The 14,415-nt window shown below is 56.4% G+C and carries 10 protein-coding genes and 1 tRNA gene; 7 read left to right on the top strand and 4 right to left on the bottom strand.

The annotated features are described in order from the left end of the window. Positions 1-8: 8 nt before the first annotated feature. Genes IEX36_RS02520 through IEX36_RS02495 form a run of 6 tightly spaced genes read left to right on the top strand, consistent with a single transcriptional unit; the run spans position 9 to position 8,003 of the window. The gene (locus IEX36_RS02520) at positions 9-878 is read left to right on the top strand and encodes a nitrilase-related carbon-nitrogen hydrolase (protein WP_188757760.1); all 870 of its coding nucleotides are present in this window, start codon (positions 9-11) and stop codon (positions 876-878) included. A gap of 14 nt (positions 879-892) precedes the next feature. Next, complete coding sequence (locus IEX36_RS02515; protein WP_188757759.1) at positions 893-2,221, top strand: FAD-dependent oxidoreductase; 1,329 nt, start codon at positions 893-895, stop codon at positions 2,219-2,221. Beyond that, on the top strand, positions 2,214-3,635 hold the full coding sequence (preA, locus tag IEX36_RS02510; RefSeq protein ID WP_229668658.1) for an NAD-dependent dihydropyrimidine dehydrogenase subunit PreA: 1,422 nt from the start codon (positions 2,214-2,216) through the stop codon (positions 3,633-3,635). The genes IEX36_RS02515 and preA overlap by 8 nt, the downstream gene beginning before the upstream one ends. After that, positions 3,593-5,050, top strand: coding sequence for a dihydropyrimidinase (gene hydA, locus IEX36_RS02505; protein WP_229668657.1), 1,458 nt, complete (start codon positions 3,593-3,595; stop codon positions 5,048-5,050). Before preA ends, hydA begins: the two co-directional genes overlap by 43 nt. Further along, positions 5,041-6,534: an NCS1 family nucleobase:cation symporter-1 gene (locus IEX36_RS02500; RefSeq protein WP_188757758.1), complete on the top strand. Its 1,494-nt coding sequence runs from the start codon at positions 5,041-5,043 to the stop codon at positions 6,532-6,534. The genes hydA and IEX36_RS02500 overlap by 10 nt, the downstream gene beginning before the upstream one ends. Further along, the gene (locus IEX36_RS02495; RefSeq protein WP_188757757.1) at positions 6,531-8,003 is read left to right on the top strand and encodes a CoA-acylating methylmalonate-semialdehyde dehydrogenase; all 1,473 of its coding nucleotides are present in this window, start codon (positions 6,531-6,533) and stop codon (positions 8,001-8,003) included. Before IEX36_RS02500 ends, IEX36_RS02495 begins: the two co-directional genes overlap by 4 nt. Before the next feature lie 89 nt (positions 8,004-8,092). On the opposite strand, the gene IEX36_RS02490 is transcribed toward IEX36_RS02495, so the two are convergent. Continuing rightward, positions 8,093-10,069 (bottom strand): peptidylprolyl isomerase, encoded by a 1,977-nt coding sequence (locus tag IEX36_RS02490; RefSeq protein WP_188757756.1) that lies wholly within the window; start codon positions 10,067-10,069, stop codon positions 8,093-8,095. A 279-nt stretch (positions 10,070-10,348) separates the two neighbouring features. Further along, positions 10,349-11,524 (bottom strand): BON domain-containing protein, encoded by a 1,176-nt coding sequence (locus IEX36_RS02485; RefSeq protein WP_188757755.1) that lies wholly within the window; start codon positions 11,522-11,524, stop codon positions 10,349-10,351. A gap of 179 nt (positions 11,525-11,703) precedes the next feature. On the opposite strand from IEX36_RS02485, the gene IEX36_RS02480 reads away from it, so the two are divergent. Further along, positions 11,704-11,780 (top strand) — tRNA-Met (locus IEX36_RS02480). Between the two features lie 110 nt (positions 11,781-11,890). Here the strand turns inward: IEX36_RS02480 and IEX36_RS02475 are convergent. Further along, positions 11,891-12,289, bottom strand: a complete 399-nt coding sequence (locus IEX36_RS02475; protein WP_188757754.1) for a tyrosine-type recombinase/integrase — start codon at positions 12,287-12,289, stop codon at positions 11,891-11,893. 10 nt (positions 12,290-12,299) lie between these two features. Beyond that, complete coding sequence (locus IEX36_RS02470) at positions 12,300-14,414, bottom strand: outer membrane beta-barrel protein (RefSeq protein WP_444542341.1); 2,115 nt, start codon at positions 14,412-14,414, stop codon at positions 12,300-12,302. Between the last annotated feature and the right edge of the window lies 1 nt (position 14,415).

The following is a 14,415-nucleotide window of genomic DNA, read 5'->3' as shown; positions in this document are numbered from 1 at the left end:
CTGCAAGCATGTCCCGCATCGTCCGATGTTCTCTGGTTCAGGCCACAAGCATTCCGCACGAGGGCAAATCACTGGCCGCGGTCAAGCAAACCATGATCGACAAACACGTCGAGTACATCCGGCAAGCCGCAGCAGCAGGTTCGCAGATCGTCTGCCTGCAGGAGATCTTCTACGGCCCCTACTTCTGCGCCGAGCAGACCATCCGCTGGTACGACTCAACCGAGCCCATCCCTAATGGCCCGACGACAAAGCTCATGCAGTCGCTCGCCAAGGAGCTGCGCATCGCCATCATCATGCCCATCTATGAGATCGAGGCCGAAGGTGTCTACTACAACACCGCAGCCGTCATCGACGGTAACGGCAACTACCTCGGCAAATATCGCAAGACACACATCCCGCACGTCGCGCCCGGTTTCTGGGAGAAGTTCTACTTCCGCCCCGGCAATCTCGGTTTCCCGGTCTTCGACCTGGGCTTCTGCAAGATCGGCATCTACATCTGTTATGACCGCCACTTCCCCGAAGGCGCGCGTGCCCTCGGCTTGAACGGTGCCGAGATCGTCTTCAACCCATCTGCCACTGTCGCCGGCCTGAGCGAATACCTCTGGAAGCTCGAACAACCCGCGCACGCCGCCGCGAACGGATACTTCGTCGGAGCCATCAACCGCGTCGGCACCGAAGCACCGTGGAACATCGGCGAGTTCTATGGCCAAAGCTACTTCTGCGACCCGCGCGGCCAGATCGTTGCCCAAGCCTCACGCGACAAGGACGAGGTGCTCACTGCCGACCTCGATCTCGACAAGATCGCAGAGGTACGCAAGACCTGGCAGTTCTACCGCGACCGCAGACCTGATATGTACGGAGAACTCGTCAAACCCTAAGCGAGCGTGACTAAATGCACGACCTGCCACAACAAAACGCCGAGATAGCACGACGGTTCCCGGACCTGCATCCACCGTTCGCGTCACAGGCAGCCGTTATCGAAGCCAACCGCTGCCTCAACTGCTTCGACGCGCCCTGCACCGCGGCCTGCCCGACGCACATCGACGTGCCGCGCTTTATCAAGAAGATTGCCAGCGGCAACCTCCGCGGCTCGGCGCTCAGCATCCTCGACGCAAACGTACTAGCTGCAAGTTGTTCGCGCGTCTGCCCCGTACAGGTGCTCTGCGAAGGCGCCTGCGTCATGCATCGCTACAACAAACAACCCATCGCCATCGGCAGACTGCAGCGCTATAGCATGGATGCCTTTCACTCCAGTCATGGCACACTACCAAGAAAATCGCTCGAAGAGCATCCGCAGAGAATCGCTTGTCTCGGAGCAGGTCCAGCCTCGCTCGCTGCTGCAGCCGAGCTGAGACAACGCGGCTATCAGGTCACAGTCTTCGACAAAAGACCACAGCCAGGCGGCCTCAATACCTACGGTGTAGCCGAGTACAAACTTCCGCTTCCCGACAGCTTGCGCGAGATCAAACTCATCGAAGACTTAGGAGTCAAATTTCGCTTCGGGGTCGAGATCGGAAGAGATATCGCACTCGAAGATATCGGGCAGCAATTCGATTACATCTTCCTCGGCGTAGGCCTCGGTGAAATGCACAAGCTCGACATCCCTGGCGGTGACCACCCCGCTGTCATCGACGCTCTCGAATTTATCGCGAACTACAAGACCGGCCGCACAACCGGCGTTCAAGGAGATGTCGTCGTCATCGGCGCAGGCAACACGGCCATCGATGCTGCGAATGCCTCTACACGGCTCGGCGCAAAGAGGGTCACGATCCTCTACCGCCGCACACAAGCGCACATCTCAGCATTCGATTTCGAATACGAGCACGCGAAGGATGAGGGTGTCGCGTTCCACTGGCTCACACAACCCGTCGCAGTCAACTCATCGAATGGAAAGCTTACCTCCATTGAATGCACTCGCATGGATATAGCCAACGACGGCACTCTGCATCCAGTGGCAAACTCCAACTTCCGCGTCGACTGCGATATCGTTATCCCGGCAATCGGCCAGTCGCCACTGGTGGAGTTTCTCTCAAAGCTCAGCAACGTGCGCATCGAAAAGGGTCGTGTATTAGTTGATCGAGCAACCGGGCAAACGAGCAATCCTAAATATTTCGCGGGCGGCGATTGCATCAACGGGGGCCGCGAAGTCGTCGATGCCGTGGCCGACGGCAAGCGCGCAGGCATTGCCATCGCCAAAGCACTGGAGGCCGCACATGCCTGACATGTCCAGGACCACGCAACCCGATCTCTCCATCAACTTCGCAGGAATCAAGTCCCCGAACCCCTTTTGGCTCGCCTCTGCACCACCAACCAACTCAGGCGAGCAAATCATGCGCGCCTTCGATGCAGGCTGGGGTGGCGCAGTCTGGAAGACCATCGGCGAACCGATCACCAACGTCTCCTCCCGCTACTCCTCCATCGACTGGAACGGCCAGCGCATGATGGGCTTCAACAACATCGAGCTCATCAGCGACCGCCCGCTCGAAGACAACCTCCGCGAGATCACCGAAGTCAAGAAGCGCTACCCGAGCAACGCTGTTGTCGTATCGCTCATGGTCGAATCGCGCCGCGAGGCATGGCACACCATCGTTCAGCAGGCTGAAGACGCAGGCGCTGACGGACTCGAACTTAACTTCGGTTGCCCTCATGGCATGAGCGAACGTGGCATGGGCTCGGCTGTAGGCCAAGTGCCCGAGTACGCCGAAATGATTACCGCTTGGGTAAAGGAGAAGGCGAAGACTCCAGTCATCATCAAGCTCACACCCAACATCACCGACATCCGCAGCGTTGCTCGCGCAGCGAAAGGCGGCGGCGCAGATGCACTCTCCGCAATCAACACCATCAACTCCATCACCGGCATCGATCTCAATACATTCATTCCCGCACCAAACGTCGGTGGCAAATCCTCGCATGGCGGCTATTGCGGCCCTGCAGTCAAACCGATCGCACTCAACATGGTCCATCAGGTCATGAGCGATCCCGAAGCCGCGCTGCCAATCTCTGGCATCGGCGGTATCGGCACATGGCGCGACGCAGTTGAATTCATTCTGCTCGGTGCGGGGACGGTTCAGGTATGCACTGCTGCGATGCACTACGGCTATCGCATCGTCGAGGACATGATCGACGGCCTCCAAACCTGGATGACAGAAAAGCACTTTGCAGGCATCGAAGCCTTCCGCGGCTTGAGCATACCCAAAGTCACCAGTTGGAAGCATCTCGACCTGAACTACAAGATTGTGGCGCACATCAACGAACAGAAGTGCATCGGCTGCGACCTTTGCTACACAGCATGTTGGGATGGCGCGCACCAGTGCATCCACCTCGATCGCGTCAGCGGCCCGGTAAACGGTCACGTTGAACTGCATAAGAAGCCTGCTGACATCCAGAACGAGACTCGAAGCAGCATCGCTGTTACACCAATCCCAAAGCTCGATCCACCGAAGTCCGCCCAAGAGCCTTATCCCACGCCGCTCGCACGTATCCCGCGTGTAGACGAAACCGAATGTGTCGGCTGCAACCTCTGCTCGCTCGTATGTCCCGTTGAAGACTGCATCACCATGGTCGAAGTAAAGACTGGCCTTCACCCCGAGTCATGGGACGAGCGCACTACAACTACTCTTACCGGAAAGAACTGACCAAAACTGATATGGGCACACTCATCCAGAAGGGTACCGTAGTCACAGCCCAGGCGACCATCGCTGCTGATGTGCTGATTGAAGACGGCATCATCAAGGAAGTTCGTTCAGGAATTCCATCTGACGGACACACCATCGTCGACGCAACCCATATGCTGGTGCTGCCCGGTGGCATCGACGCTCACACTCACCTCGATATGCCTTTTGGAGGCACCACTTCCGCCGACGACTTCGAGACCGGAACCCGCGCGGCTGCCATTGGGGGAACCACCACCATTGTTGACTTCGCCATTCAGTCGCGCGGCACCAGAATGCGACACGCGCTCGACGCATGGTGGAAGAAGGCCGAGGGCAAGTCGTGTATCGACTATGGCCTGCACATGATTGTCACTGACCTCGGCAGTGACCAGGGCAAGACAGGCCTCGATGACATGGATGACATGGTCCGCGAGGGCGTCGCCAGCTTCAAGCTCTTCATGGCTTACCCAAACGTCCTGATGGCCGATGATGCCACCATCTTCAAAGCGCTGAAGCAAACCGCATCAAACGGCGCATTGATCTGCATGCACGCCGAGAATGGCAGCGTCATCGACGTCATCGTGCAGCAAGCTCTTGCTGAAGGAAAGACAGCACCGATCTATCACGCGCTCACGCGGCCTACCATCGCCGAAGCGGAAGCCGTGCAGCGTGCAATCGCGATGGCTGAAATAGCAGGAGCGCCGGTCTATATCGTGCATCTCTCCAGCGAAGATGCACTCAATCAGGTGCGCGAGGCGCGCGACCGCGGCGTTCCAGCATTCGCTGAGACCTGCCCGCAATATCTTCTGCTCTCAATTGAAGACAACATGAAGAACCAGTCTTTCGAAGACGCAAAGTTCGTTTTCACTCCGCCACTACGCGAGAAGAAGAATCAAGCCAAGCTATGGGATGGCCTCAAGAGTGACAACCTGCAGGTAGTTTCCACAGACCACTGCCCATTTTGCTTCGCCGACCAGAAGACACTCGGGGTGAATGACTTCACCAAAATACCCAATGGCGGCCCTGGAATCGAAAATCGTCTTCAACTCATTCATCACTACGGCGTAAACTCCGGAAAACTCACGCTGAACCGCTTTGTCGAGATAACATCAACCGCACCTGCGCGCATCTTCGGCATGTATCCACGCAAAGGCACCATCGCACCAGGCTCCGACGCCGACATCGTTATCTGGGACCCGCACGCCGACCATACCATCAGCGCGGCCACACATAACATGCGTGTGGACTACTCCATGTTCGAAGGTTTCAAGGTAAAGGGCAATGCGCGACAGGTCTTCTCGCGCGGCGAACTCATCGTCGAACACGGCAATTTCCTAGGCAAAATTGGGCGCGGTCAATATCTAAGACGCGCAGCGCGTGGCGGAGCATGGCAGTAAGCTCTAAGGAGATCGAGACATTGCCCCTGCACTACACACAGCGCGACTCAACACTTATCAATCAGGACCTCGCGCCTACTACCCCTGCGCAGCGTACTTGGAGTACCTACAACTACATCGCGCTGTGGTTCGCAATGTCGATGGAAGTCTCCACCTACATGCTTGCCTCATCACTCATCGCTGGCGGCATGAACTGGAAGCAAGCACTTGGAACCATCCTGCTCGGCAACCTCATCGTACTCATCCCAATGTTGCTGAACGCGCATGCAGGCGCAAAGTATGGAATTCCCTTTCCTGTCTTTGTTCGCGCATCGTTTGGCCTTCGCGGAGCCAACCTCCCTGCGCTGCTCCGCGCCTTCGTCGCCTGCGGATGGTTCGGCATACAGTCATGGATCGGCGGCCAAGCCATTGCCGCCATGGTCCACATTCTCTGGCCCGCAACAAGCCACATGCCGTCGGTGCTCTGGGCCTGCTTCCTTGGCTTCTGGCTACTCAACATGGTCGTCGTATGGCTCGGAGTTGAGTCTATCCGCTTTCTGCAGAGTTACTCCGCACCCTTCATGCTCGTTATGTCGTTCGCACTTCTTATCTGGATGCTCCGCAAAGCTGGCGGCTTTGGACCGATGCTCTCGGCACCTAGCCACTTCCACTCAACGGCCAGCTTCCTGCACTTCTTCTTCCCATCGCTTACCGCGATGGTTGGTTACTGGGCCACACTCTCGCTGAACATTCCCGACTTCACCCGTTACGCGAAATCGCAGGACTCACAAATCGTCGGGCAGGCATTCGGTCTGCCAGTCGCCATGACGCTCTACTGCTTCATTGGAATCGCCGTCACGTCGGCCTCTACCGTGATCTTTGGCGCGCCCATCTGGAACCCGATTGATCTACTCGGTCGCTTCCATCAACCATTCGTCGCATTCCTCGCGATGATTGCGCTGCTTGTCGCCACGCTCAACGTCAACATTGGAGCCAATGTCGTCTCGCCGTCAAACGACTTCTCAAACGTAGCGCCGCATCTCATCAGTTACCGCACTGGAGGCCTCATCACAGGCTTCCTCGGCCTTGCGATGATGCCTTGGAAGCTGATGGCCACTTTCGGCAACTATATCTTCGGGTGGCTCGTCGGCTATTCGGGGTTGCTCGGCCCTGTCGCTGGCATCATGGTGGCCGACTACTTCTTCATTCGCCGCACACGTCTCGATCTACACTCGCTCTACCATCACGGCGGCCCATATGACTACATGCACGGCATCAATCCACGCGCAATTGCTGCATTAGTCGGCGGAGTTCTCATCGCACTCATCGGCCTTATTGTCCCATCGTTGCGCTGGCTCTATGACTACGCATGGTTCGTCGGCTTCGCCACTGCTGCCGTGGTCTACATTGCGCTGATGTATAAAGTCATTCCCGAAGCTGAGCCCGCGCAACCTGCCCTCAAAGGCGCAGAATCAATCAAAGGCATGGAAGGAGAAGAAATATGACCCCCACGGCCGCAGCTACTGAAACCACCGAAATTAAGTCTTTCATCGAAGGCGCATGGTCCACTCCCAAAGGCGAATCTCACTCCGTCATCAATCCTGCCAACGGCGAGACCATTGCCACACTCAACTACTCGACCGCCGCTGACGTTGACCTTGCGGCTCGCGCCGCGCACAAGGCATTTCTGTCATGGCGCGAAGTCCCAGTCGTCGATCGCGTCCAACCTCTCTACAAATTTAAAACACTCCTTGAAAAACATACGGACGAGATTGCACGGCTTCTTACCATGGAGAACGGGAAAGTACTTCCCGACGCGATGGCCGAGGTTAAGCGCGCCATCCAGATGGTCGAAGTGGCGTGCGGTATGCCGTCGTTGATGATGGGCGATTCGCTCAACGATATTGCCAAGGGCATCGACTGTCACACTATTCGCCAGCCCATCGGAGCCTGTGCCGGCATCACGCCCTTCAACTTCCCTGCCATGGTGCCCCTGTGGATGTACCCCTTCGCTATCGCCACTGGTAACACATTCTTGTTAAAACCCTCGGAGAAAGTTCCGCTCTCGCCCACACGCATGGCAGAACTCTTCATCGAAGCAGGCATCCCAGAAGGTGTCTTCCAGCTTATTCATGGAGGCAAAGATGTAGTCGAGGCGTTGATCGCTCATCCTCTGATCAAGGCAATCTCTTTCGTCGGCTCTACTCCTATCGCCCGACACATCTACAAAGAAGGGGCTGCCCACGGCAAACGCGTGCAGGCACTTGGAGGAGCAAAGAATCACCTCGTTGTCATGCCTGACGCTGACCTTCCCAAAGCCATTGACGCCATTCTCAGTTCATCATTCGGAGCAGCAGGTGAACGTTGCCTTGCAGGCAGCGTGCTCGTCCCCGTAGGTGAAGTGGCTGAGCCGCTGCTCAAACTTCTCGTCGAGAAAACAAAAGCCCTGCGTTTCGGCGACGGCCTTGAAGCCGGAATGAACGTTGGTCCGGTCATCAGCCACGATCACCGTAAGAAGATTATTGGCTACATCGAAAAAGGCATCGCAGAAGGTGCAACACCACTGTGCGATGGACGCGACACAATCCCCGGAGTCAACTCTTCTGGCTCGTTTCTCGGCCCTACAATCTTCGATCATGTGAAACCGGCGATGACTATCGCGCGTGAAGAGATATTCGGCCCAGTACTCTCTGTCATCCGCGCCAAAGATCTCGATGAAGCTATCCATCTCGTCAACTCGTCCGACTTCGGCAATACCACCACCATCTATACCGCTAGCGGTAAGTCTGCGCGCGAGTATCAGACACGTATCGAGGTGGGCATGGTTGGCGTCAACATGGCTGTCGCAGCACCCATGGCCTTCTTCCCTTTCGCCGGCTGGAAGAATTCCTTCTTCGGCGATCTCCATGCACACGGCAAGGACGCTGTTTACTTCTACACCGAGCAGAAGGTCCTGATGACACGCTGGTTTTAGTGCTTCTCTCTCGACGACCAAATGCACTCAAACAAAGAACACCCCGGGAAATCCCGGGGTGCTCTTTATCAATCGATGAAAGCCAGATTCTAACTTCCCGACGACGGCAAGCTCGGCTGTGTCTGCGATCCCTTCGCATAACGGATCGCACCGCTCTTCTGGTACTTCTCCATCAAGCCACCGAGATATACACGGAAGACTTCATCATCCTGCGCCTGCAGCAGATCTTGCTTAGTCTTTTCGAAGTTCTTCGCTACGTCATCCGGAGTCGGTTCCTGCTTATCCAATACAGTCAGCACAACACCTACACGGCCCGCGTTGATCGGCCCCGAGATTGCACCTTTTGCCAACGTAAACGCCACCTCACCCGGACCGTTCATCGCACCCAGATCTGGTACCTGAGCAGTGCGATCCACCAGATCACTGGTCTTCACCGCAATATTCATCTCGGCCGCCGCCTTGTGGAGATCACCCAATGCCTTAGCGCGATCAGCCAGCTTATTCAACTGGGTACTTAACAGCGCTGGAACCTGCTGCTGGCGATAATCATCGAGGATATGCTGCTTGTAATCGGCAAAGTCCGGCGCGTGAGCCGCCTTCACATCCACAACCTGAAACACGGCGAAACCATCACCAGTTGCAACGGCCGCCGGTGCTGCCCCCTCGGCCGCTGTAAATGCTTGCGTCAGCAATGCTGTTCCGTCGGCAAGCCCAGGAATCACACCATCTCTCGCAACATAATCTGTTGTCACGACATGCAGCCCCTTGGCAGCAGCTGCTTTGTCCATACCCTCTGACTTCGCCGCCGCCGCCAGCGCCGTGGCAAATCCCTGCTCCGCCGCGCCCGCTTTCTGCTGTTCCAGAACCGGCACAATCTCTGCCTTCACATCTTCCAAGGGCTTAGTGTGGGCCGCCTGTTTCTGTTCAGTCTGAATGATGTGATAACCAAACTGCGACCGCACCAAATCTGATGTCTGCCCTGGATTCAACGCCATCGCGGCCTTCGCATACGCGGGGTCGAGGCCAGCAGTTGGCATCATCGGCAATTCTCCGCCCTGCTCCTTGCTACCCGGGTCATCGGAGTACTTCTTCGCCAACTCGGCGAAGTTGCCACCAGCCTTCACCTGCTTCAGCACATCTGCCGCCTTGGCCTTCGCTGCTGCATCGGTCTTCGCGTCCGCACCAGCCGGGACCGCAATCAGAATGTGCCGCGTCTTGACCTGGTCCTTCACCTGGTACTGATCGATATGCTGGTTGTAATAAGCCTGAATCTCCGCGTCCGTCACCTGAGGTTTTCCACCGGGCAGGCTAGAGGCATCGAATGCCACGTACTCGATCTTGCGCGTCTCAGGAATCGCAGTCGCGTAACGTGCTTTGCTCTGCTCAAAGAATTGCTGTAGTTGTGCATCAGAAGGATTGATCGTCTTGCCCAAGTCCTCCGAGGAGATTACCGCATAATCAAATTTGACCTTAGTGCCATTGGCCATGTAAGCCTCACGCACGGCCTCGTCCGAAACGGTGGTCCCGCCAGTGATCAGTGCCTGCAGACGGCTGATCTCCATGTCACTCTTCACCTGTGCTTCGAAGTCGCTGCGGCTCAGCTCAAACGCGCTTTGCACAAAGTTCATGTAGCCTTCGTCGCCGATGAACTTTCCGTTTGGGAACAGGTACTGCGCAAACGGTCCGGTCTCCAATTCGTGGCGCAGATCATCATCGCTCACCTGCAAGTGCAACCGGTCAGCCTCATTCTTCAGGATGGAGCGCTGCACCAGCATCATCCCGGCGCGCTGCGTCATATAGGGCAGCAAAAAATCCGGCAAATGCTGCTGCTGAAGCAGACGTGACGCCATCTGGTTCACCTCAGTCATTTTCACCGGCGTGCCACTGCCGAAGCGGCCAAGGAATCCCGGCTGATGCACGGTCGCATAGACGCTCGCGTCATTGGCCTCGGCATTGTCGAAGATACCGGGAACGAGCGTGATCACCATGGTCACCGTCGCCAGGCTGATGATGACGATGAAGACAATCTTCATGAAGCGGCTGTCTTGCTGCAGAGTACGAATCATCCTGTGTCGAAACCTTCACTTCGTGGTCGCTGCTTCCTCTGGAGGAGGCAAGCGAATGCCCGGGATTTTGCTCGCGCCTGAACGCCAGGAATCCAGAACGGACTAGCGTCACGCATTTTGCAGGGCAAGTTATAAGTATAAATCAGTCAATGCGGAGATGGCTCGTTTTCAGCATAGCGTCACCCGAGACGCAACTCATGGCAGAAGATCCCTTCAAGCGCTGAAAAGGCCCGCCAAGATATCACCTGGCGGGCCTTCTAAGTTTCCATAAATACTAGGCTAGTACCGGTACGGATACGGCCCATAGTAAGGAGGGGGAGGAGGACGCCGCTGCAAAGTCTGCGGTGCTCCAGCCGGAACCCCTGCGCCGAGCCGGTTAAGTTCTGCCTGCGATACTGTCGTCAGATCCGCTGGCTGCGTCAGACTGAACGCCAGTATTCCCTCCGAAGGAATCATCGCCTCGCCGCGCTTCGATGCAGAAGCCGCGCCCAAGCCGGCTACTCCACCAATACCCGCGCCAACAGCTGCCCCCGCACCGCCACCAGCAACCGCGCCAATCAGTGCTCCCACTGCGCCCAGGCCAACCGCACTGTTCACCGTCTGCCCCGTCTTGTCCAAACCATGCTGCATCCACTGATTTGAGACGAGAGAATACGTTCGCCCTCCAAGAGTCAACTGAGTCAACTGCAATACCAGCGCACCTTGTCCTTTGAAATCACCCGCTTTGTGGACGTCTACGACCTTACCCTGCACCGCAGCTCCTCGTGGAATCGCAATCGCGCCCCCGGCAACCACATCGTTCAAGACCACCCCATCGAAAACTGTGCCGACAGCAGTATGTTGGCTGTCCATCTCTTCATTAACTCGTACGCGAAGCCGTGTTCCGTTGGGAACGGTGACCGCATCGCCACCGTGCTGCTCCACATAGGGCCTCTGAGCGTACTCGGGGCGCGCAGGAGGTGGCGGTTCCTGGACCACTGGCGCCGGAGGTGCCGACGGAACTGCGTCAGCCTGTGCCGGAGCATCGGGCTGCTCAGGAGCAGCGGGTTCAGGCGTGGATGAACTTGCAATCGTCCCATCCGACTGAAGATTAGGGTTAGTTCCTTGCGCCGCATCCGCATCGGCCGCAGGAGCGGGCTCTGCCGACGCTGCAGCGACCGCATCCACTGTCATTTCGTCGACAACTTTCTTCACATCAGCCGTGTGCGATATGACGTTCTCTGCCAGATCACGCGAAGCTTCATCCTTCACCGAACCGGTCATCGTCACGGTTCCGTAAACAGTAGTCGTTTTAATCGGTTGATTAGCAAGCTCAGGCGAAGCAGCCAAAGACTTCAAAACGTTCGCTTCAATCTGCGCGTCGGAGACAGTCTGCTGCGCCGTCTGGCAAAACCCTACTCCAGGAGCCGCAATCGCCCCCGACAGTAAAGTCACCAGTACGAGATTTCCCTTCATATAAATTCCTCCATGAGGAGTGATCAACGCCACCAGACGGATTCACAACTCACCTGTTACTTGCAGACGTAATTTCCCATAAAAAGTTACGGTTATGTCACCAAACAATGTCCGACCAAGAAACCATCTTGTGCAAGTGATAAATTGACCGAACTATATCAGCAGCGTTATATTGGTTTTGCGGGGTGGAGCAGCCCGGTAGCTCGTTGGGCTCATAACCCAAAGGTCGTAGGTTCAAATCCTACCCCCGCAACCACTTACAAGATTCTTATCCACATAACACCACGTTACTGTGGGGTTCGCTCTTTGGGTCGCCTAAACAGCTACCGACATCCCCTCCTCTGCAGGCAGTACCATCTGAGCTACCTACGAGTTAGCGTCACGCTTGGAGCGCATCTGTGCATTGCCGTATATGTCCATCGTAGTGCTGACTTGGGCGTGACGCATTAGCTTCTGTTGCACTCCTACTGGTGTCCCACCATCACCCAGAAATGAACGGTAGGTATGACGGAACGTGTGCCAACCGATATCGCGTCCAAGCTGTGCATTCCTTCCAGCCAGACGAAGATAGTCCTGTTGAATTGGTTCCGCGTGATACACCTTCAGGGTGTTGGGGTTTGGAAAGGCCCAATCCCCTTCACTCTTCGAGCACCGCTTCTTCCAATCGTGCATCACGTTTGCAAAATCAGAGTCCAGCGGTAAATCATCTTTGCTGTACTCGGTTTTCACATCGCTGGTACGACCGCGTACGGCTGCCCTGGTCAATTGGAAGTTCTCAAAACGTCAGCCTCGCAGAGAGCTGGATCTGCCGCGGGGTGTTGTGGGATACGTTGAGATATTGAATACCGTTGCTGTTAGGCGCATTGTTGCCCTGAACGTTGAAGACGTTGAACGCGTCCACGTTGATGCGGAAGTTAATTTGGTCGTGGATAGGAAAGACTTTGAAGAGCGAGGCGTCTGCGCTCCAGAACCAGGGGGTTGGCAGGAAGGTGCGGCTGAATGGATTCGTGGATGGCCCCGGAGAATAGCCGACCTCGGATACTTGGCCGTTGGCTAATGTCACCGGAACATTGTTGTTAAGATACTGCGCATTGCCCGCCTTGAAGGTTCCGTTCGTGCATGTGTAAGCACCAGGGTCCATATTGATGGGGGTTTGATAGGCCTGATAACTTGCGGGCACGCCCGAAATAGTATGAGCTCCGGTGCAAGGATTGTTGAGCAGTACAGGTGAGATGAATCCGTTGTACCAGAGGTAGCCTTTCAGGCAGTTACCGCTGCTGCAATCCGTCACTGGGTACTTGTGTTTGTAGACCTGAATCTTGCCCATCGAGCCTCCACCGTATGGATTGTCACCACCCCAGTTGCTGGAGGAGACGCTCATCCAGTTCTGCCAGACGCTGCCGTTCCACGCGACCTGATAGCCACCGATGAGTTCATCCAAGAGACGGCTTGAATGCGTCAGGAACTTTTTGCCGCGGCCTATCGGGATGTCGACGATACCGTTGAACGTGATCGACTGAGGCCCGAACTCGCTGTTGATTGCGTAGTTCTGCGCTCGGTTCAGCGCGTGCAGACTTCCGTCACCTGGAACAAAACCCGGTGCATAGTCCCCGGCAGGATAGAGGTTGGTGTCTCTGGTCCAATTGCCACCAACACGGAATCCCTTCCGCTTCACATAGGAGAGCTGATACGAGAGGCCGCGCTTGTACAGCCGCTGGTAGTTGGCCGTAAAGGCATTATAGGTAGACCAGCCCGAGGGATTGATCTCATTCACTGTGCCATACGCATGGCTGTCGAATGGACGCAGCGCCACACCGGAGTACGTTCCTCCTGGGGCGGTCGTCCCGGTCTTTGCCTCCCAAGCGTAAGAGGACATCGCGTTGTTGAGCTCGTATTCCTGGTCGAGATTATCCGAGTAGTCGTAGACGTAACTAAGCCGCAGGACCGAATCGGGCTTCAGAGGTTGCTCAATCGTCGCATTGGTCTCCCACATCATGTTGGGCGGCATGTTGGGATTTACAAACGCCTCGCTGAAGGCCCCGGGAATGATCGCGGTCGTCCCCGCAGTGTTGACCACATTCGAGCTGTTCGAGCCTGCAACAACCGTGACGGGCGACCGCAACTGATAGTTATTTAGGCCGTCAGGAGACTGCGATCCGGCCGTGTAGCTCTGCGTATAGCCGAGAGCATAGGGGGCATCTCCCGCAGTGCTCGCGTAAATGGAGCGGATCGGTATGGGAAAGGTGTAACGCCCGACGCCTCCACGCAGAACTGTGCCTCGGCCGCTGCCGAAGACGGAGTACGCGGCGCCGACACGCGGCTCGAAGATGTGGTAGTCGCCGTTCATTATGTGGGACGGATAGTTCGCCTGCGAAGTCGATTCGAACGTCACACCAAGATTCTGGAGGTTGGTGATGATGCCCTGCGTCGTTCTCCCCTCGGAAAGAAGTTGCGAGACGGGTTTGCCCGTCACCACAGCCTTGTTCGCGAGGTCGAAACCATTGACCAGGTTGTTCATTTCAATCGGAGCGGGTAAGGCCTCCCAACGCAGGCCAGCGTTGATCGTCAACTTGTTATTGAGGTGGATATCGTCCTGCAAGTACAGTGCGTACTGCTCCGCACGCCAGCGCTCCGTACCCGGTTGCAGGTGTACGCTGTACCCGCTCGCAGCTCCCAAAAAGAGATCAGCGTCCGCCAGGCCTGTGTCCGTTTTGACACCATAGTTCGTCGTCGTAGTCGGATCGTACAGACCGGTGGCATAGTTGTTGAACGATTCGGTATCCGCGCTGCGATCCGGAAGAACAGCTACCTGCTCATAACCGACCCGTCCGCCCAACATGATCTGATGCCTTCCCATCGTCTTAGTCAGATCTTCGTTGACGCTAAGGATA

It is taken from the genome of Edaphobacter acidisoli (assembly GCF_014642855.1).
Lineage (GTDB): Bacteria > Acidobacteriota > Terriglobia > Terriglobales > Acidobacteriaceae > Edaphobacter > Edaphobacter acidisoli.
This window is presented reverse-complemented; position numbering and strand designations above follow the sequence as displayed.

What these genes read in the sequence shown, in the direction of transcription:
- hydA (WP_229668657.1), top strand. Translation starts at nt 3,593, where the DNA reads ATGGGACGAGCGCACTACAACTACTCTTACCGGAAAGAACTGACCAAA.
- IEX36_RS02495 (WP_188757757.1), top strand. Translation starts at nt 6,531, where the DNA reads ATGACCCCCACGGCCGCAGCTACTGAAACCACCGAAATTAAGTCTTTC.
- preA (WP_229668658.1), top strand. Translation starts at nt 2,214, where the DNA reads ATGCCTGACATGTCCAGGACCACGCAACCCGATCTCTCCATCAACTTC.
- IEX36_RS02520 (WP_188757760.1), top strand. Translation starts at nt 9, where the DNA reads ATGTCCCGCATCGTCCGATGTTCTCTGGTTCAGGCCACAAGCATTCCG.
- IEX36_RS02490 (WP_188757756.1), bottom strand. Translation starts at nt 10,069, where the DNA reads ATGATTCGTACTCTGCAGCAAGACAGCCGCTTCATGAAGATTGTCTTC.
- IEX36_RS02515 (WP_188757759.1), top strand. Translation starts at nt 893, where the DNA reads ATGCACGACCTGCCACAACAAAACGCCGAGATAGCACGACGGTTCCCG.
- IEX36_RS02500 (WP_188757758.1), top strand. Translation starts at nt 5,041, where the DNA reads ATGGCAGTAAGCTCTAAGGAGATCGAGACATTGCCCCTGCACTACACA.
- IEX36_RS02485 (WP_188757755.1), bottom strand. Translation starts at nt 11,524, where the DNA reads ATGAAGGGAAATCTCGTACTGGTGACTTTACTGTCGGGGGCGATTGCG.